The following is a 19,398-nucleotide window of genomic DNA, read 5'->3' as shown; positions in this document are numbered from 1 at the left end:
TGCTGTGCGCGTCGAGGGATCATCGCACTGCCGCGACGAGGTCGGTGACGAGCGTGGCCGCATCGTCGTCGGAGAGGTCGTGCACGGTGAGGCGCAGGTGGTGGGACGGCTCCGCCCGGTCGCCCAGCGCGAACTCGTCGCCGGTGCGGGCGAGCCACCCGCGGCGCATCAGGCGTTCCACGACGACGCGCGCCGGGCGTGGCAGCTCGATCCAGAGGCTGAGGCCGTCGGTGACAGGAGCGTCGATGCCGTGTTCGCGCAGCCGCGCGGTGAACGCCGCGTTGCGGGCGGCGTAGTGCGCCCCGGCTGCCGTGACGCGGGCGGAGACGTCGTCATCCGTGAGCTGCGCGAGCGTGAGGCGCTGCAGCAGATGGCTCACCCAGGTCGTGCCGGGGCTCAGGCGCATCGCGAGCCGGTCGGCGGTCTCGGAGTCCGTCGCCGCGATCGCGAGGCACATGTCGGGTCCGAGGAACTTCGACACCGAGCGCACCAGGGCGTAACGACGATGCCCCGGTCCGATCAGCGACTCGTAGGGGCGCTGGGACAGCATCGAGAAGTGGTCGTCCTCGATCAGGAGCACGTAGGGGTGATCGACGAGCACCTCGCGCAGCTCTGCGGCGCGCTGAGCAGACAGGCTGGCGCCGGTGGGGTTCTGTGCCCGCGGGGTGCAGATGACGGCGCGGACCCCGGCGGCGAGCGCGGCGCGCAGCCCCTCGACGGTCATCCCCTCGGCGTCGACCGGCACCGGCACCGCGCGATAGCCGCCGAGACGCACGGTGTGGATGCTGGCGAGGAAGCACGGGTCCTCCAGCGCGACCGCGTCGTCGCGGGTCAGCGCCTGGGCGAGCAGGCGCTCGACCGCATCGACCGCGCCACTGGTCACGGTGATCCGGAAGTCGGTGTCGCTGAGGTCAGGGGCGACCCAGTCGCGCGCCCACGCGTCGAGCCCGCGGTCGATCACGGGCTCGCCGTAGAGCACGGGCCGCCCGGCGACGGTGGCCAGCGCCGGGGTGGGATCGGGGATCAATGCGGGATCGGGGTTGCCGGTCGCCACGTCGCGCAGAACCGTGTCGGAGGCGTAGCCCTCCTGCGCGACGGCATCCACGCCGGCGATCACCGTGCCGGCCCGACCACGCGAGACGACGAGCCCCGCCTGGGCGAGCTGGCGGTATGCGGACACGGCGGTGTTCCGATTGACGCCGAGCGTCGCAGCGAGCTCGCGCACCGGAGGGAGCAGGCTTCCCGGCCGTAGCACACCACGTTCACGAAGGGCGCGCACGCTGTCGGCGATGTCGGCTGCGGTGGTCCCTCGGATGTCGTCGCTCATGTGTCCTCAGGACCGATTCTAGGTCGTGCCGGACGATGCTATCTTTTGACATAGATCAAAGTTGTCTTCGGATCACGCCAAGAGCCTCGTCGATCGGCTCACCGAGAGGAACGTCATGTCCAGCACCGAACAGGCCACCACCGGATCCGCGCGCGTGAAGCGCGGCCTCGCGGAGATGCTCAAGGGCGGCGTCATCATGGACGTCGTGACCGCCGATCAGGCGAAGATCGCCGAGGATGCCGGAGCCGTCGCCGTGATGGCGCTCGAGCGGGTGCCCGCCGACATCCGCGCGCAGGGCGGCGTCTCGCGGATGAGCGACCCCGACATGATCGACAGCATCATCGACGCCGTCTCGATCCCGGTCATGGCGAAGGCGCGCATCGGCCACTTCGTCGAAGCCCAGGTGCTGCAAGAGCTCGGCGTCGACTACATCGACGAGTCCGAGGTGCTCTCGCCCGCGGACTACGTCAACCACATCGACAAGTACGGCTTCACCGTGCCGTTCGTGTGCGGTGCGACCAACCTGGGCGAGGCCCTTCGCCGCATCAACGAGGGTGCCGCGATGATCCGCTCCAAGGGCGAGGCCGGGACGGGCGACGTCTCGGAGGCGATGAAGCACATCCGCAAGATCCGCGGGGAGATCGCCGCCCTGACGGCGCTGCCGAAGGACGAGCTGTTCGTCGCCGCGAAGGAGCTGCAGGCGCCCTACGAGCTGGTTGCGGAGATCGCGGAGACCGGCAAGCTCCCGGTCGTCCTGTTCGTGGCCGGCGGCGTCGCGACGCCCGCGGACGCGGCGATGATGATGCAGCTCGGCGCCGACGGCGTGTTCGTCGGCTCCGGCATCTTCAAGTCGGGCAACCCGGTGGAACGCGCCAAGGCCATCGTCAAGGCCACCACCTTCTACGATGACGCGAAGGTCATCGCCGAGGTCTCCCGCGGACTCGGCGAAGCGATGGTCGGCATCAACGTATCCGACCTGCCGGCGCCGCACCGCCTGGCCGAGCGTGGCTGGTAGCACTCGCGTCGGCGTCCTGGCGCTCCAGGGCGATGTGCGCGAGCATGCCGCCCTGCTCGCGGGCCTGGGCGCCGACGTCGTCCTCGTCCGACGCCCGCAGGAGCTCGCCGCGGTCGACGGACTGGTCATCCCCGGTGGCGAATCGAGCGTGATCGACAAGCTCTCGCGCATCTTCGGCATGCGCGAGCCCATCAGAGCCGCGATCACGGCCGGCCTGCCCGTGTACGGGACCTGCGCCGGCCTGATCCTGCTCGCCGACACGGTGCTCGACGGCATCGACGGACAGCAGTCGTTCGGCGGGATGGACATCGCTGTGCGGCGCAACGCCTTCGGACGCCAGACCGAGTCGTTCGAGACCGAGATCGCCGTACCCGTGCTCGGCGACCCCCCGGTGCACGCGACCTTCATCCGTGCGCCGATCGTGGAGCGCGTCGGGGCGGACGTCGACGTGCTGGCGTCCCTCGCGGACGGTACGGTCGTCGCGGTGCAGCAGGGGAACCTGCTCGGGACGAGCTTCCACCCGGAGGTCGACGGCGAGACGCGCTTCCACGCCCGCTTCCTCGAGAGCGTGCGGGAACGCGTCGCCGGGTGATACCGGGGTGCGGAGCGACCCGCCGCGCACCGGGGCGAGACGGGCAGGTCGCCGAGCTCGGACTATTCTCTTGTGAGTGACTGGATCCAGGGCTGAGGCTGCGTATGCACGTGCCGTCACCGCTTTCAGCACTCCGACGCTCGATCTGCTTCACGGCCGTTTCGCCCCGTTCGTCGTGGCGTCTCTCACGCTGCTGTTCAGCGCCGACCGGGCGTCGGTGGCGGTTGCGGATGCGCATGCCGAACTCGCGGAGGTGCTCGAGGAGCTCCGTGCGGCAGGGTATGACGACGAGGATGACAGGCGGTTGCCTTCCGGGAGCGGCCGCGACGTGTGTCGCAACTGGGTGCGTCTGGGCTGGCTGATCCAGCAGATCGACGACGACACCGAGGTCTATCGGTTGTCGGCGCATGCCGTCGCAGCACTCGAGATATCGGGCCGCACCGGCGGAGGTCGTACGCGGGTGTCGAACTCCCGTGTGCGCACGCTGCTCGAGGCCGTGGAGCGGCTTTCGGTCAACGCGGAGGTCGACCCGGTTCGCCGCTTGTCGCGATTGCGCGCGGAGCGTGATGCGATCGACGCCGAGATCGCTCGCATCGAGCAGACCGGAGTCTCGGCTCCCGCGGACGACGAGGAGCTCCTCGAAGAGGCGGAGAACGTCCTGCATCTGGCTCGCGAGCTGCCGGCGGACTTCACTCGTGTGGCCGAGTCGCTCCGATCCATGCAGCGCGACGTCGTCGCGCATCTCCGGCGGGACGAGCGGCCGACGAGCGAGGTCCTGCGCGAGTACCTCCAGCGTGCGCAGGACGTGATGCAGTCCACACCCGAGGGACGCGCCTTCGCCGGAGCACTGCGACTGATCGGCGACCCCGACCGCATCGATGCCCTCACCGAGCAGCTTCGCGGACTTCTGGGCCAGCGCTTCGCGCGCATGCTCGACGGCACGCAGCGGGCCGAGCTCGATGCGATCGGCAGACGGGTCGAACTGGGAGTGGAAGAGGTGCTGTCGGCACAGCGACGTGCCTCACACGTCATCACCGGCCAGGTGAAGACGCACGATCCGCTGCGCGATCGTCAGATCGACGATCTCCTGCGCGACGTGATCGCCGGGCTCCACGGGTGGGCGGGGCCAGGCACGATCGTCGACCCGGTGCGCAGCATGCCGCTGGTCGACCTGGGGCATCTGCGTCAGACGGCCGGCGACGTCCGCCCACCGCGCGCCCCCGCGCCCCTCGCGGAAGCCGACGAGATCGACTTCCTCGATCACGACACACGTGCGTGGGGTGGACCGAGGTACACCGAGCTCGAGGAGTACGTCTCCGGGCTCGACGCGGAGTTCGATCTCGCCGACGCGTTCCGCGCGGTTCCCGACTCGGCTCGACGCCCTGTCGATCTTCTCGGTCTGCTCGAGATCGCGCACCGCAACGGACTCACGGACGGTGCAGGGATCTCGACGGTCGACACGCTGCGACCGGACGGTACGACTCGCCGCTTCGCGTTCGGTGCGGTCACGGCGCGCAGCACGAAGGAGGATGCAGTTGAGTGACGACGATCTCACCCCGGCCGGTGGCGACGAAGGGTTCATCGATCCGACGGCGATGGAGGAGGACCTCGAGGCGCATTTCCCGGGGGACCGTGGCACGCTCGACCCGGAGATCAGGCGCGTGCTCGTGCATCTCCTGCAGCGCCGGTTCATCTCGATGGAGCGCAACCGCCGCGAGTGGACCCTGCTGATCGAGCACCAGCAGGTGATCGAATCCCGACTCAATGACATCTACCTGCGGCTGATCATCGACCACGCTCGAGGATTCGCCTACAAGCAGCAGTTGCGCTCGGACGAGATCGAGATGCCCGTGCTGCTGAAGGACTCGCCGTACTCGCGCACCGAGACGCTGGTGCTCGTGCACCTGCGAACGGTCTATCAGCGCGAGTCCGCATCGGGCGAAGGATCCGTGCGGATCGACATCGAGGACATCGAGCAGACCGTGCTCAGCTACTTCGCCGACGTCGACGGCGGAACCGCGAAACAGCAGCGGGCGATCCGTAGCGCGCTGGATCGGTTGGACCGAGAGGGCATCGTGCAGGAAGAGACCAGCGGGCGGTATCGGATCACGGCGCTCGTCGAGGTTGTGCTCAGCGCCGAGACGCTCAGGGAGTTGCGGGAGTGGCTTCGGGCCCAGGCGGTGGTGGCGCGATGACGATGATGGACACGCTCTTCGGTCTGATCCCCGCGAGCTCCCGCGGACAGCAGTGGATCGCCGAGGAACTGCAGCTCATCAATTGGGGCGGCTACGACGGCGGTCCCCATCGCGTGCGCTTCTCGCCGGATGCGACCCTGCTGTGCGGGGGATCGGGATCGGGGAAGTCCACGCTCATGGACGGCTACATCGCGCTGATGATGCCGCACACGACTCCGTTCAACGGTGCGTCCAACGGCGGTGTCACCGGGCGTCCCCGCGGAGAGGAGCAGCGGAACATCCTCTCCTACGGGCGAGGCAAGATCGACGAGTCCCGCACCGACGAAGGCACGAAGCTGCGCGTTCTGCGCGGCGACGGAGAAGACACCTGGAGCGCGGTCTCGATGACCTGGCTGGACCACGACGGTTCGCGCTTCACGGCCGTCCGCGGCTGGTACATCCCCGCGGACGCCCGGACGTTGGAGGACACCACGAGGCTGCGCGCCACGATCGACGGCGCCTTCGACCTCGCGAGGCTCGAGCAGGCTGCGGTGCAACGGCTCAGCGATGCGTCGGTGCGCGCCACGGGGCTCGAACCGATGCCGACCGACCGCGAGTTCTCGGCCCGCCTGCACGCCGTGCTCGGCATCGGCGCTGCCGGCTCCGGCGCGAAGGCGATCAGCCTGCTGGCCCGCATCCAGGCCGGCCAGCAGATCACCACGGTCGACGACCTCTACAAGAAGCTCGTGCTCGATGAGCCCGAGACGATGGCGACTGCCGATGCGGTGGTCGCGCACTTCGATGAACTGGAGAGTACGCGCACACGCATGCTGGTGGCCAAGCAGCAGGTGGCAGCCCTGGAGCCGATCCGCGGGATCTCGCAGCGCATCGAGGCCGCCGCGGAGCGCATGCGGGTCGTGGACGAGGTCGGGGTCTTCTCCGAGCCGTCTTCGCTCGCGGCGTTGTGGAGCGCCGAGCGTCGACTCGATCTGCTGCGCGAGGTCGAGACGGAGTTGCGCGAACGAACTCGCGCCCTCCAGCTGGCCGTGCGTGAGAAGCGCGCGCTCATCGACGCGGCGGAGTCCGAGCGGGACGGGCTCCTGGACGTCGCGCGGCAGTCGGGCGGCGACCGTCTCGAGACGGCGCAGCGCGAACTGCGCGCCGTCACGCGTCGCTGGGAGGACGTGCAGCGGGAGCGCGAGCGCTTCGACGCCATCGTCGGCGAGCTGGGCGTCGAGGTGAGGACAGCAGAAGAGTTCGACGGCCTTCTCGCCGAGGTCCGCAGCTCCGCACCCGATGGCGGCATACGCGCAGCCAGGGCGACCTTCGCCGAGGCGGAGTCCGCGCGGCGCGCGGCCGAGACGGCGCTGCGTGCGCTGCGCACCGAGCGCGCGGAAGCGGACGGCGTCCGCGGCAGCATCCCCGCGCGCCTGCACGAATCGCGCGCGCTGCTCGCGGAGGCCGCCTCCCTCGATATCGCGGACCTGCCGTTCGTCGGCGAGCTCGTCGAGGTGCGCACGGAGTTCGAGCCGTGGCGAGAGGCGTTCAATCTCGCCCTCGGTGGATTCGCGAGAACCCTCCTGATCGACGTGGCCCACCTCGCTCGTTTCCGCGCCGCGATCGACTCCGTGCGCACTCCGGAGCGGATCACGTACGAAGGCGTACACACCGGCCTGTCCGAAACCCGCAGTGCCGACCCGCGGACTCTTCCCGGGCGCCTGGATCACCGCTCGACCGCCTTCACCGGGTGGCTGCAGCAGCGCCTCGAGGAGCGCTTCGGTTTCGTGTGCGTGGACTCGACCGCGGACCTGTCGGCGCACCCGAAGGCGCTCACGATCACGGGGCAGGTCTCGCGGGGCAGTGGCGGGTCTCACGGCGGGCATGGGAGATCCAATGTGCTGGGGTTCACGAACGAGCGTCGGCTACGGGAGCTGGACGAGCTGATCAGCGACTCCGAGCACGCGCTCGAGGCGGCGCGGACGGCGGCAGCGGACGCGGAGGCCGCACTGGACCGGATCGAGTCGCGATCGAAGGCTCAGGCCAAGATCGAGGATCTGACCTGGGAGCATGTCGACGTGGAGACCGTGGCAGCCGAGCGGGAGAGATGGCTGGCCGTCGAGGCGGAGGTCACCGACGCGAACCCGCACATCGCGGAGCTGCGGCGTCGGGCCGAGGACCTCAGAGTCCGATTGGGGAGCCTTCGTGACGAGAACGCTCGTCTCGACGGTGAGCTCATGGTCGCAGAGGACCGGTGGGTGGAGGTGACCGAGCAGGTCGACGCCTGTCAGCGGATCGTCGATGCCGCGGAGGCCGCGGAGATCGCGGTCGAGGAGCGGCACCGCTCCTTCCTCGATGCGCGCTTCCTCGGCGCCGACACGGCCGTCAGCGTCAGGGCATCGGAGCGACTGGCACACCTCGACTCCGCTCTGCGCAGCGCGGCGACCAGGCTTCTGGAAGACCGCACATCGGCGGCCGCAGCGCACGCCGACCAGCGCGAGCAGATGCGACGTCTGATGACGAGTTTCCTCGAGCGCTGGGACACCCTCACCCTCCTGCCCGACCCCGACGAGTCGGTCGCCGAGTTCGTGGGGATCCTCGACGCACTCGAGACCAGTGGTCTGCACGAGCTGGAGTCCGAATGGCGGGACAGCCTCCTCAAACTGTCCGGCAACGATCTGACGAGTCTGGACTCGACGCTCAGCCGATCCCTGCGGGAGATCAAGAACCGCATCGACCCGATCAACACGATCATGGAAGCGCTCCCGTTCTACGACGACGAGCACCGTCTGCAGATCACGCCGCGTGAGAATCAGTCGGAGGCGCGCAGACGATTCCGCAAGGAGCTGCGCGAGGTGCGCGGTCTCATCGAAGCAGCATCGACCGATGCAGAGCGCGAGAGCGTGTATCGCAGGATGAGCCGACTGATAGCTCGGATGCGCCGGACGGCGCCGGACTTCGCGGAGCTCATCGATGTGCGCAACCACGTCAGGGTGAGCGCCGAGCGGATCCACGCGACGACGCGCGAGCATGTCGCGCTGTACGACCACATCGGCGAGAAGTCGGGGGGAGAGTCGCAGGAGCTCGTGGCCTTCATCGTGGGCGCAGCGCTGCGGTACCAGCTGGGCGATGCGGGCGCGGCGCGTCCGCGGTATGCGCCGGTGTTCATGGATGAAGCCCTGATCAAGGCGGACGCGCACTTCACGAAGCGCGCGATCGGCGCGTGGCGGGGTCTGGGGTTCCAGCTCGTGATCGGTGCACCGAACGACAAGTACAGCGCGATCGAACCGCACGTGGACGTCGAGTACGACATCCTGAAGGACACCCGCGGTCGTTCGTGGGCCCGTCCGAAGGTGGGTCTGCCCGCCGAGGGAGGTGTCTGATCGGACGTCTCCTCACGCCGGGGAGGCGATCCAGGTACCCGGGCGACTGGCACGGCGCGGCGGCGCGGGCGCAGTTCTGATCTCCCTCAGTGTGACGCGAGACACCTGTCCGACGCCCCGGCTGATCCAGTACGCGTGTCCGGCCACGGCAGTTCGTTAGAATGGACGATGCCCTGGGTGCGAGCTCCGGGGCGGATACGACGAGCGGAGACTTATGTCCGGGCATTCCAAGTGGGCGACCACGAAGCACAAGAAGGCCATCATCGACTCCAGGCGCGCCAAGTCCTGGGCCAAGCTCATCAAGAACATCGAGGTCGCGGCGAAGCTCGGCGGACCTGATCTGCAGGGCAACCCGACGCTGTTCGACGCGGTGCAGAAGGCGAAGAAGACCTCTGTCCCCAAGGACAACATCGACCGCGCGGTGAAGCGCGGCGCGGGTATCGGCGGCGAAGCCGTCGAGTACCTCTCGATCATGTACGAAGGCTACGGTCCCAACGGCGTCGCCCTCATGATCGAGTGTCTGACGGACAACAAGAACCGTGCAGCGGCCGAGGTCCGCACGGCTCTCAGCCGCAACGGCGGCACGCTCGCCGACCCGGGGAGCGTGGCGTACAACTTCAGCCGCAAGGGCGTCATCGTCGTCGGCTCCGAAGGCACGACCGAGGACGACGTCATGATGGCGGCGCTCGAGGCGGGCGCCGAGGAGATCGAGCCCCACGCCGAGGGCTTCGAGATCGTCACCGAGGCGACTGACCTGGTCACGGTGCGCAGCGCGCTGCAGGAAGCCGGCATCGACTACGAATCCGCCGACGTCGAGTTCGTCCCGAACCTCAAGGTCGAGATCGACGCCGACACGGCACGCAAGATCTTCCGACTGATCGACGCACTCGAAGACAGCGAAGACGTGCAGAACGTGTTCACCAACTTCGACCTCACCCCTGAGGTGCAGGCGGAGCTGGAGAACGACGAGGCCTAGGCGCGCCGAACGGCTCGTGTGCTCCCTCCGGCCTAGCCTGGGGGAGTGAGCTCCTCTCTCCGCGTCCTCGGCATCGACCCCGGCCTCACCCGCTGCGGTGTCGGAATCGTCGATGTCGATCGCACGCGTCGCGGGACCCTGGTGCACGTTGGGGTCATCCGGTCGTCCCCGGATGCGGAGATCGGCGACCGTCTCGCGATCGTCGCCGCCGGCATCCGCGAGGCGATCGCCGAGCATCGACCAGACGCCGTCGCGGTCGAGCGCGTCTTCGCGCAGCAGAACACGCACACGGTGATGGGGACGGCCCAGGCGAGCGGAGTCGCGCTCCTGGTCGCCGCCGAGGCCGGACTTCCCGCAGCGACCCACACGCCGAGCGAGGTCAAGGCCGCCGTCACGGGGTACGGCGCCGCGGACAAGCGTCAGGTGCAGGCGATGATCGCTCGCATCCTGCGTCTGGACGCCCCACCGCAGCCAGCGGACGCCGCGGACGCCCTCGCGATCGCACTGTGCCACGCCTGGCGGCGCGGGAGCACCGGAGCTCCCGGTCAGGCGACGCTGACGCCCGCGCAGCGCGCGTGGGCGGATGCGGAGCGTGTCGCTCGAACATACCTACGATCGGGGTCGTAGGCTGAGGGGATGATCTCCTCCCTGCACGGCGTCGTCCTGCACACGACGGCCGACCAGGTCGTCATCGACGTGGGCGGCGTCGGGTTCTCGGTCGCGGTGCCCTCCGATATCCCGCACACCGCGACCGTCGGCGAGCGGCTGCTCCTGCACACGAGTCTGATCGTGAGAGAGGATGCGCTCTCGCTCTACGGCTTTGCGGACCGGAGCGAGCTGGAGATCTTCGGCCTGCTGATCAGTGTCACCGGTGTGGGGCCGAAGTCCGCGCTCGGCGTGCTCTCGCACATGACGGTGGACCAGATCGCCGAGGCGGTCACCGCGGAGGACGATGCGCCGTTCCGTCGCGTCTCGGGTATCGGCCCGAAGACCGCGAAGCTCATCGTGCTGCAGCTGGCCGGCAAGGTGCAGCCGGTGGCCCCCGGCTCGAAGCAGACCAGCGCAGGATCGACCGACGTCGTCACCCAGGTCGCCGCCGCACTGGTCGGGCTCGGCTGGTCCGACAAGGTCGCGACGGAAGCCGCAGCGCAGACCGCGTCCGAGGCGACCGATGCCGAGCGGGATTCGGTGGCTGCACTGCTGCGCCGCACGCTCGCTCTGCTCGGCCCCGCGCAGGGAGGCCAGACACGTGGCTGACGCTCTGGACGCCACTGAGCCGGTCGACGAGACCGAGCTCGCGATCGAGGGCGCCCTGCGTCCGTCGAGTCTCGGCGAGTTCGTGGGTCAGCAGAAGGTGCGAGGACAGCTGCAGCTGCTGCTCGAGGCGGCCCGTATCCAGAGCCGCCCCGCCGATCACATCCTGCTCGCCGGCCCCCCTGGACTCGGGAAGACGACGCTCGCGATGATCGTCGCCCACGAGAGCGAGCGGCCACTGCGTCTGTCGAGCGGTCCCGCCATCCAGCACGCCGGCGACCTCGCCGCGCTGCTGTCGAGCCTGGTACCCGGCGAGGTCCTGTTCATCGACGAGATCCACCGGATGGCCCGCTCGGCCGAGGAGATGCTGTACCTCGCGATGGAGGACTATCGCATCGACATCATGGTGGGCAAGGGGGCGGGCGCCACGAGCATCCCCCTCGAGCTGGCGCCGTTCACGCTCGTCGGCGCGACCACCCGCTCCGGCCTGCTCCCGAACCCGCTGCGCGACCGCTTCGGCTTCACCGGCCATCTCGAGTTCTACGAGGAGTTCGAGCTCGAACAGGTCATCGCACGATCGGCGGCCGTGCTCGGTGTGGATGTGCCGACGGACGCGCTGTCGGAGATCGCACGTCGATCCCGCGGCACTCCGCGTATCGCGAACCGACTGCTGAGACGGGTGCGCGACTATGCGCTGGTGCACAGCGGGGGAGCCGCCACCATCTCCGATGTGCGTGCGGCTCTCGAGCTCTACGACGTCGACCCGATCGGGCTCGACAGGCTCGACCGCGCAGTGCTGGAAGCGCTCGTGCGCCGGTTCCGCGGCGGCCCGGTGGGGCTCAGCACGCTCGCGGTCGCGGTCGGCGAGGAGGGCGAGACGGTCGAGAGCGTCGTCGAGCCCTATCTCGTGCGGATCGGATTCCTCGGGCGTACACCGCGGGGTCGGGTGGCGATGCCGGAGGCCTATGCGCACCTCGGCGTGCCGCACCCCGACGGGACGCTTCGCCTTGATGACCTATAATCGCTGAAGACTTCCCGGATACCTCTGCGCGCCCAATGGCTGGAGTGCGCACCTGAGAAAGGCGCTGCACCCATGCCCATGGAATTCCTCCTCTTCGGTCTTCTCGCCGTCCTCCTCGTCTTCATGATCTTCAACACGCGCAAGCGCACGAAGGCGATGAAGGCGGAGCAGGAGGAGAAGGCGACCAAGACCGTCCCCGGCGTGAAGGTGCTCCTCCAGGGCGGCATCTACGGCACGATCGTGGCCTACGACCCTGAGGACCTCGATTCCCCGGCGCTCGTCGAGATCGCTCCGGGAACCATCATCGAGGTGCACAGCCAGGCGATCCTGCGCATCGTCGAGCCCAAGGATGTCGTCGTCGACGAGGTCGTGTCCGATGACGCCGCCGTCGAGTCCGCTCCGGCCGTCGAGCTGGAGACGCCGGAAGAGACGCGTGCGCGTCTCGATCGCGACGCAGACGACAAGTAATCCTCCGCCTCTGCGCGGTACTTCGTAACTCCGGCATCTCAGAAAGCTGAACACACGTGGCTTCATCCTCTCCGGTCCGTCACGCCTGGCGGGTCCTCCTCGGCCTGCTCCTCGTGACGGGCGTGCTGTTCGGCATCAACTCGCTCGGCGTCTACGTCTTCACGGACAGCAACGGCGATCCGGCGAGCTCCTGGACTCCTGAGCTCGCGCTCGACCTCCAGGGCGGCACGCAGATCGTGCTGAGCGCCGAGACCGAAGACGGCGCAGACCCCTCGGCGGAACAGCTCAACCAGGCTGCAGCCATCATCCGCCAGCGCGTCGACGCCTCGGGTGTCGCCGAGGCGGACATCACCACCGAGGGTGGACGCAACATCGTCGTCCAGATCCCCGGGCCTGCTGATGAGCAGACCCGCGAGCGGATCCAGTCGAGCGCTCAGCTCGAGTTCCGCGCGGTGCTGGCCACGACCGGTGCTGCCACGGAGTTCACGGGTGAGGACGGCGTCGCGACTCCGTTCCCGAGCCCGGATCCCTCTCTCGAGTCGACGCCGTCACCCGAACCGACCGACGGCAGCGACCTGTCCTGGATCACGCCGAAGCTGCAGGCGGAGTTCCTCGCCTATGACTGCAGCGACCCCGCCAACGACGCCTCGAACGCGCCGAAGGAGCAGCCGCTGATCGCGTGCGATCCCAGCGGGCAGACCAAGTATCTCCTCGGCCCGACCGAGCTGACCGGCACGGCGATCGAGGACGCGACCAGCGGTCGCGACCCGAAGTCGGGTGCGTGGCTGGTGCAGCTCACCATGAACGGTGACGGCGCCGACGCCTTCGGCAAGGTCAGCACGCGTCTGAACCAGAACCGCATCGACGGCCTCGCTCCGCGCGACCAGTTCGCGTTCGTGCTCGACGGCAGCGTCATCTCGGCGCCACGCATGAACGGCGTGATCCTCGACGGCCGCCCCAGCATCTCCGGATCGTTCACGCAGGAGTCCGCGACGACCCTCGCCGACCAGCTGAAGTTCGGTGCGCTGCCCCTCAGCTTCACGGTGCAGAGCTCCGACACGATCTCGGCGACCCTGGGTACCCAGCAGCTGCAGATCGGTCTGATCGCGGGTCTCATCGGTCTCGCGCTGGTGGCCATCTACTCGCTGATCGTCTATCGCGCGCTCGGGTCGGTGATCATCGCCTCGATCGCGGTGATGGCGGTCCTGACGTACATCATCATCTGCATCCTCGCGTGGCGGCTCGGCTTCCGCCTCTCGCTCGCGGGTGTGGCCGGTCTGATCGTGTCGATCGGATTCACGGCGGACTCGTTCATCGTGTACTTCGAGAGAATCCGAGACGAGTTGCGCGACGGCAAGTCGATCACGGCGGCTGTCGAGGACGGGTGGGGTCGCGCGAAGCGCACCATCTACATCTCCAAGTCGATCAACATCCTCGCCGCGGTCGTGCTGTACATCCTGGCCGATGCCACGGTGAAGGGCTTCGCGTTCACGTTGGGGCTCACGACTCTGATCGACGTGTTCATCTTCGTGATCTTCACGCACCCGGTCATGCAGCTGCTCGCCCGTACACGATTCTTCGGCGGCGGGCACAAGCTCTCCGGTCTCGACCCGGAGGCCCTGGGGGCCGTCTACCGCAGCCGTTCCGCGTACCGTGAGGTGGCGACCGCCTCGGTCGGCCGCGGAGCGAAGAACGCCCGGTCGCGCGGTGAGGCGGACCGCCGGCAGACCATCGCCGAACGCAAGCGCGCAGAGGCACTCTCGAACGACAGATCGACCACAGCCGGAAGTGAGGGAGACAACTGATGCCTTCCATGAATGAGTTCGGCAACAACCTCTACAGCGGGAAGACCTCCTTCCCGTTCGTGGGCAAGCGCCGTCTGTGGTTCATCATCGCGATCATCCTCGTGGTGGGTTCCGCCCTCGTGCCGCTGATCCGTCCGATCCAGTTCTCGATCGAGTTCACCGGTGGGTCGCAGTTCACGGTGCAGGCGCCCGACAGCCGCGACCAGGACATCGCCTCCGAGGCCGTGCGCTCGGTCGTGCCGGGTGCGGCGACCAAGGTCGTCATCGTCAGCGACAAGGACGTGCGCGTCCAGACCGACCAGATGAGCGCCGCCGAGACCCAGCAGGTCGCGAACGCTCTCGCCAAGGCCTACAACGTCGAGCCCGACGCCGTCACCTCGTCGTTCATCGGCCCGGCCTGGGGTGAGAACGTCACTCGTCAGTCCCTCTGGGGCCTCGCGATCTTCCTCGCTCTGACCTTCCTCATCCTGGCGATCTACTTCCGCACCTGGAAGATGTCGGCGGCCGCGATCATCGGTCTGCTCGACGTGCTCGTGATCACGGTCGGCGTCTACGCCCTGGCCGGATTCGAGATCTCCCCGGCTGCAGTCATCGGCTTCCTGACGATCCTGGCGTACTCGCTGTACGACACCACCGTGGTGTTCGACAAGATCAGGGAGAACACCTCGGAGGACGGGGAGAAATCCGCGCGACTCTTCGGCGAATCGGTCAACCTCGCGGTGAACCAGACGCTCGTCCGATCGATCAACACGTCTGTCGTCGCCGCGCTGCCGGTCGGCGCGGTTCTCTTCATCGGCGCCTTCTGGCTCGGTGCGGAGTCGCTCACCGACATCTCGCTGTCGATCTTCGTCGGCATCCTGGTGGCGACCTACTCCACTCTGTTCGTCGCCGCACCGCTGTACTCGCTCTTCCGTGAGAACGAGCCGCAGCTCAAGGAGCGCGACGCGCGCATCCGTGCGGCACGGAGCAAGGCGTCCGTCGAGGCCTGAGCCTTCCTCCGGCGGGGCCGATGCCCCGCAGGCACGCGTAAGATGATGTAGTTCGGAGGTGAGTGGATGGCGGATACGCAGTCGTCTTCGCAGGGGTCCAGCCTGCGACGTCTGGTTCCCCGCATCTTCTCGCGCGCGTCCAGGGTCAACGACCTCGACAATCTGATCCGCACCGTCCGCGCCAACCACCCTCGTGGCGACTTCTCCGTCATCGAGCGCGCGTACGCCGTGGCCAAGGAGAAGCACGCCGGGCAGCAGCGCCAGAGCGGCGAGCCGTACATCACGCACCCGCTCGCTGTCGCGCAGATCCTCGCCGAGATGGGTCTCGGCCCGCGTGCGATCGCTGCGGCGCTGCTCCACGACACCGTCGAGGACACCGGATACGCCCTCACCGACCTGACCGCCGAGTTCGGCGACGAGGTCGCGATGCTCGTCGACGGCGTCACGAAGCTCGACAAGGTCAAGTACGGAGAGAGCGCCCAGGCCGAGACCGTCCGCAAGATGATCGTCGCGATGTCCAAGGACATCCGCGTGCTGCTGATCAAGCTGGCCGACCGCCTGCACAACGCGCGCACCTGGGGCTTCGTGCCGCCGGAGAAGGCGGCGAAGAAGGCCAAGGAGACCCTCGAGATCTACGCGCCGCTGGCGAATCGACTCGGCATCCAGGCCATCAAGTCCGAGCTGGAGGACCTCTCCTTCGCGGTGCTGCACCCGAAGATCTACAACGAGATCCACAGCCTCATCGCTCAGCGCACGCCGCAGCGCGAGAAGTACCTCAACCAGGTCGTCGCGGAGATCGACGAGGACCTCCGCGATCTCCGCATCCGCGGCAAGGTCGTCGGGCGCCCGAAGCAGTTGTACTCGGTGTACCAGAAGATGGTCATCCGCGGTCGTGAGTTCGATGACATCTACGACCTCATCGGCATCCGCGTGCTGGTCGCCTCCGTTCGCGACTGCTACGCGGTGCTGGGTGCGATCCACGCCCGGTGGACCCCGTTGCCCGGTCGATTCAAGGACTACATCGCCACCCCGAAGTTCAACCTCTACCAGTCGCTGCACACCACGGTCATCGGACCGGCGGGGCGCACGGTCGAGATCCAGATCCGCACGCACGAGATGCACCAGCAGGCGGAATACGGTGTCGCCGCCCACTGGATGTACAAGGAGCGGATGAACGGCGGCGGCAAGACCGAGCTGCGTGCATCCGACAACGACATGGCGTGGCTGGCGCACATCTCCGACTGGCAGGCCGAGACCGCGGATCCGGGCGAGTTCCTGGATTCTCTGCGCTTCGAGATCGGTGCGAAGGAGGTCTACGTCTTCACGCCGAAGGGCCGTGTGATCGGTCTTCCCGCCGGTGCGACTCCGGTCGACTTCGCGTATGCGGTCCACACCGAGATCGGCCATCGGACGATGGGCGCCAAGGTCAACGGCCGTCTGGTTCCGCTGGAGTCAGAGCTCAAGAGCGGTGATGTGGTCGAGGTCTTCACCTCGAAGAACCCGGATGCCGGTCCGAGTCAGGACTGGCTCGGATTCGTCGCGAGCACGCGTGCCCGCAACAAGATCCGCGGGTGGTTCACCAAGGAGCGCCGCGAGGAGGCGATCGAGCAGGGCAAGGAAGCCATCGCCCGTGCGATGCGCCGCCAGAACCTGCCGCTGCAGAAGCTGATGAGCCAGGACTCGTTCGCCGAGGTCGCCCAGCAGCTCCGCTACGAAGACGTCTCAGCGCTCTACGCCGCCGTCGGCGAAGGGCACGTGTCCACGCAGTCCGTGCTCGAGAAGGTCACGGCGCTCGTCGCGGCCAACGACCCGACCACCGGCGCGATCGATCTGCCCGGCAGCATCCCCACCAGGGAGCCGCGCGCAGGCGACTCGGGCGTGCTCGTCCGCGGCGCATCCGACATCCTCGTGAAGCTCGCGAAGTGCTGCACTCCGGTCCCCGGCGATGCGATCGTCGGTTTCGTGACCAGGGGGAGCGGCGTCTCGGTGCATCGCTCCGACTGCGTCAACGTCAAGGCCCTCAGCGCCGAGCAGGACCGGTTCGTCGAGGTGTCGTGGGCTCCGACCACGAAGAGCGTGTTCCGGGTGCAGATCCAGGTCGAAGCGCTCGACCGCTCCGGCCTGCTCTCCGATGTGACCCGCGTGCTCAGCGAGCATCACGTGAACATCCTCTCGGCGACGGTCAACACGAATGACGAGCGTCTGGCACTCAGCCGATTCGTCTTCGAGATGGGTGACGCCGTGCACCTGGATCGCGTGCTCAACGCGGTGCGGCGTATCGACGCGGTCTACGACGTGTACCGCGTCACGACGTCCTGAGGGCGACACGTTCGAGCACTGACCGGCCGATACGACTTCCCGGCACCCGGTTCCAGTCGGCCATCGCGTAGATGCTCTCGGCGACGAGGGACGGCTGCACGCGGGCGAGGTGGTCGATCCACTCTCGCAACCGCGGGTCCCGGTGCACACCCGTGGCGAGGTCGAGCATCGTGCGCAGCGGCGTCGACACGTCGATATCGCCGAGACGGATGACTTCTTCCTCGCCCAGCGGTCCGTCATGGAAGATCACCCGGCCGCTGAGCTGAGGCCGCACCCGGCGCGGCACCGAGCGGCGGATGTGGTGCACGGCCGGTGGTGTGTCGCCGGCACCGTGGATCCAGGCAGCGCTGGGGCCGGCGGCGGCTGTGCCCGGTCGCACGAGCGAGGCGATCGAGCTGGCGCGCACGTCGGCGCTCTCGGTGAGATCCGCGGGGATGTACGCGTCGCCCAGTTCCACGACGTGCCCGTCGAGGCGTGCCGCGCTCAGCTCGGAGAGACTGAGTCGTCGACCGGGGACATACAGGAGCGCGGGGTGCATCACGCCAGTGTGGCGTAGTGCACCCCGCGCTCGGGATCTGTCGTGAGACCTGTGGAGAGAGCGTCAGCCGCCGAGCGCGTTGAGCCAGGTGCGGCGCGCCTCGAGGGCATCGGCGGCGGCCTTCGCGGCCTTCTTGTCGCCCGACTTCTCCGCAGCGGCGAGCTCGGCCTCGAGCTTCTCGATCGCCTCGAGAAGCTGCGAGCTCATGTCGTTGGCTCGCGCCTTGGTCTCGGGGTTGTTCTTCTTCCAGTCGACCTCTTCGCGCGCCTTCAGAGCGTTCTCGATGACGCGGAGACGGTCGTCGAGGGCGCGCTCCTTCTCGCGCGGGAAGATCCGGCCCTGCTCGTCCCACTGCCGCTGGATGTTCGTGAGCAGCGCGCGCGCACGCTTGATGTTGGGCTCATCGGCGACGGCCTTGGCCTCTTCGAGGAGAGCCTGGCGTGCCTCGATCTTGGGAGCCGACTCGGCTTCCTCTGCGGCGGACTGCTCGGCGCGTGCCGCGTAGAGGGCGTCACCGGCTGCCTTGAATCGTGCCCAGAGTGCATCATCGGCCTTGCGACCGGCGCGCCCTGCGGCCTTCCATTCGTCGAGGAGGGTGCGGTAGGCGGGGATTCCGTCGGTGCCACGCGGGGCGAGGGCTTCGGCGCGCTCCACGAGACGCGTCTTGGCGTCGCGCGCGGCCTTGTGGGTGTCGTCGAGCTCGGAGTAGAACGCGCGGCGGTGCTTGTCCACGACGGCGCGGGCATCGCGGAATCGCTTCCAGAGCTGCTGGGAGACTCCCTTGGACAGACGGGGGCCGTTCTGCTGCTGGGCCTGCCAGGCATCGAACAGCTCGCCCAGCTCAGCCGTGACCTGCTTCCACTGCACCTTGCTGAGGTCGCGCGCGGCGATCGCCTCTGCGCGCTCGACGAGAGCCGTACGCTCGGCGATGGCCTGGTCGATCAGCTCCTTCGCCTGCTGTGCCTCCTGTGCCGTGGCCTCGGAGAGCGATGAGGTCAGCGCGTTCAAGCGCTCGCGGAGTCCGGCGAGGTCGCCGACCGCCGCCGCATCCGTCGCCTCGTCGAGGACGTGTCCTGCCTGCTTCACGAGGTCGCTCGCTGCGGCGCCGCCGGCCTGATGGCGCTGCTCGAGGGCATGCACCTTGAAGGCGATGTCGTCGAACTTGCGCACGAAGTAGGCGAGAGCCTCGTCGGGGGTGCCGTCGGGGTACTGGCCGACGACGCGCCAGGCGTCGCCTTCGCGGACCTCGACCGTGCCGTCTTCGGCGACGCGGCCCCATTCGGCGGCGTCGGACTTCGTCGGTGCCGCTGCGACGACGGGTGCGACGGCGGCAGGGTTGGGAACCTTGCGCGGCAGCGGCACAGCCGGGGGAGCGGGAACGGGCGGAGTCGGCTTCGAGGGATCGGTGGCAGACACAGTGATTCTCCTTGCGCGGAGGGGCCGCGGGAGGCGGAAGGGACGAGGTTCAGCCTAGTACGACAGCACCCGTCCGGTGGGGACGACCGAGTTCACAACGTCGTTATCGATCTGTGAGGAGAAA

At 68.2% G+C, this 19,398-nt stretch carries 16 protein-coding genes; 13 read left to right on the top strand and 3 right to left on the bottom strand.

What is annotated here, in order from left to right; all coding sequences use genetic code 11:
• Window positions 1-19: 19 nt before the first annotated feature.
• Window positions 20-1,327, bottom strand: coding sequence for an aminotransferase class I/II-fold pyridoxal phosphate-dependent enzyme (locus ACIOVG_RS12355; protein WP_400873674.1), 1,308 nt, complete (start codon window positions 1,325-1,327; stop codon window positions 20-22).
• A gap of 115 nt (window positions 1,328-1,442) precedes the next feature.
• On the opposite strand from ACIOVG_RS12355, the gene pdxS reads away from it, so the two are divergent.
• The 13 genes from pdxS to ACIOVG_RS12290 all read left to right on the top strand — a co-directional run bounded on the left by pdxS (window position 1,443) and on the right by ACIOVG_RS12290 (window position 17,320).
• Window positions 1,443-2,342 carry a pyridoxal 5'-phosphate synthase lyase subunit PdxS gene (gene pdxS, locus ACIOVG_RS12350; RefSeq protein ID WP_400873672.1) on the top strand — a complete coding sequence of 300 codons (900 nt, stop codon included), beginning with the start codon at window positions 1,443-1,445 and terminating at the stop codon, window positions 2,340-2,342.
• Window positions 2,332-2,934: a pyridoxal 5'-phosphate synthase glutaminase subunit PdxT gene (pdxT, locus tag ACIOVG_RS12345; RefSeq protein ID WP_400873670.1), complete on the top strand. Its 603-nt coding sequence runs from the start codon at window positions 2,332-2,334 to the stop codon at window positions 2,932-2,934. Before pdxS ends, pdxT begins: the two co-directional genes overlap by 11 nt.
• A 76-nt stretch (window positions 2,935-3,010) precedes the next feature.
• Window positions 3,011-4,477 (top strand): DUF3375 domain-containing protein, encoded by a 1,467-nt coding sequence (locus tag ACIOVG_RS12340; protein ID WP_400873667.1) that lies wholly within the window; start codon window positions 3,011-3,013, stop codon window positions 4,475-4,477.
• Window positions 4,464-5,129 (top strand): DUF4194 domain-containing protein, encoded by a 666-nt coding sequence (locus tag ACIOVG_RS12335; protein ID WP_400873664.1) that lies wholly within the window; start codon window positions 4,464-4,466, stop codon window positions 5,127-5,129. Before ACIOVG_RS12340 ends, ACIOVG_RS12335 begins: the two co-directional genes overlap by 14 nt.
• Window positions 5,126-8,488, top strand: coding sequence for an ATP-binding protein (locus ACIOVG_RS12330; RefSeq protein ID WP_400873661.1), 3,363 nt, complete (start codon window positions 5,126-5,128; stop codon window positions 8,486-8,488). The genes ACIOVG_RS12335 and ACIOVG_RS12330 overlap by 4 nt, the downstream gene beginning before the upstream one ends.
• Before the next feature lie 214 nt (window positions 8,489-8,702).
• Window positions 8,703-9,464: a YebC/PmpR family DNA-binding transcriptional regulator gene (locus ACIOVG_RS12325; RefSeq protein ID WP_400873658.1), complete on the top strand. Its 762-nt coding sequence runs from the start codon at window positions 8,703-8,705 to the stop codon at window positions 9,462-9,464.
• Between the two features lie 45 nt (window positions 9,465-9,509).
• On the top strand, window positions 9,510-10,091 hold the full coding sequence (gene ruvC / locus ACIOVG_RS12320) for a crossover junction endodeoxyribonuclease RuvC (protein ID WP_400873656.1): 582 nt from the start codon (window positions 9,510-9,512) through the stop codon (window positions 10,089-10,091).
• 9 nt (window positions 10,092-10,100) lie between these two features.
• Window positions 10,101-10,721 (top strand): Holliday junction branch migration protein RuvA, encoded by a 621-nt coding sequence (gene ruvA, locus ACIOVG_RS12315; protein WP_400873653.1) that lies wholly within the window; start codon window positions 10,101-10,103, stop codon window positions 10,719-10,721.
• Window positions 10,714-11,739 (top strand): Holliday junction branch migration DNA helicase RuvB, encoded by a 1,026-nt coding sequence (gene ruvB / locus ACIOVG_RS12310; RefSeq protein ID WP_400873650.1) that lies wholly within the window; start codon window positions 10,714-10,716, stop codon window positions 11,737-11,739. The genes ruvA and ruvB overlap by 8 nt, the downstream gene beginning before the upstream one ends.
• Window positions 11,740-11,811: 72 nt before the next feature.
• On the top strand, window positions 11,812-12,207 hold the full coding sequence (gene yajC, locus ACIOVG_RS12305) for a preprotein translocase subunit YajC (protein ID WP_400873647.1): 396 nt from the start codon (window positions 11,812-11,814) through the stop codon (window positions 12,205-12,207).
• A 56-nt stretch (window positions 12,208-12,263) separates the two neighbouring features.
• Window positions 12,264-14,012: a protein translocase subunit SecD gene (gene secD, locus ACIOVG_RS12300; protein ID WP_400873644.1), complete on the top strand. Its 1,749-nt coding sequence runs from the start codon at window positions 12,264-12,266 to the stop codon at window positions 14,010-14,012.
• Entirely contained in the window at window positions 14,012-15,001 is a 990-nt protein-coding gene (secF, locus tag ACIOVG_RS12295; protein ID WP_400873641.1) for a protein translocase subunit SecF, read from the top strand. The genes secD and secF overlap by 1 nt, the downstream gene beginning before the upstream one ends.
• Window positions 15,002-15,067: 66 nt before the next feature.
• A complete protein-coding gene (locus tag ACIOVG_RS12290; protein WP_400873638.1) occupies window positions 15,068-17,320 on the top strand; it encodes a RelA/SpoT family protein in 2,253 nt (750 codons plus the stop codon).
• Here the strand turns inward: ACIOVG_RS12290 and ACIOVG_RS12285 are convergent.
• Both ACIOVG_RS12285 and ACIOVG_RS12280 read right to left on the bottom strand, forming a co-directional pair.
• Window positions 17,307-17,858 (bottom strand): hypothetical protein, encoded by a 552-nt coding sequence (locus ACIOVG_RS12285; RefSeq protein WP_400873635.1) that lies wholly within the window; start codon window positions 17,856-17,858, stop codon window positions 17,307-17,309. The two genes, ACIOVG_RS12290 and ACIOVG_RS12285, sit on opposite strands and share 14 nt — an antisense overlap.
• A 63-nt stretch (window positions 17,859-17,921) precedes the next feature.
• Window positions 17,922-19,274, bottom strand: a complete 1,353-nt coding sequence (locus tag ACIOVG_RS12280; protein WP_400873632.1) for a DUF349 domain-containing protein — start codon at window positions 19,272-19,274, stop codon at window positions 17,922-17,924.
• Between the last annotated feature and the right edge of the window lie 124 nt (window positions 19,275-19,398).

Origin of the sequence: Microbacterium sp. NPDC087591 (assembly GCF_044743625.1) — a bacterium.
Taxonomy (GTDB): domain Bacteria; phylum Actinomycetota; class Actinomycetes; order Actinomycetales; family Microbacteriaceae; genus Microbacterium.
The sequence above is the reverse complement of the archived record's forward strand: the minus strand, read 5'-3'. Positions and strand labels throughout refer to the sequence as shown.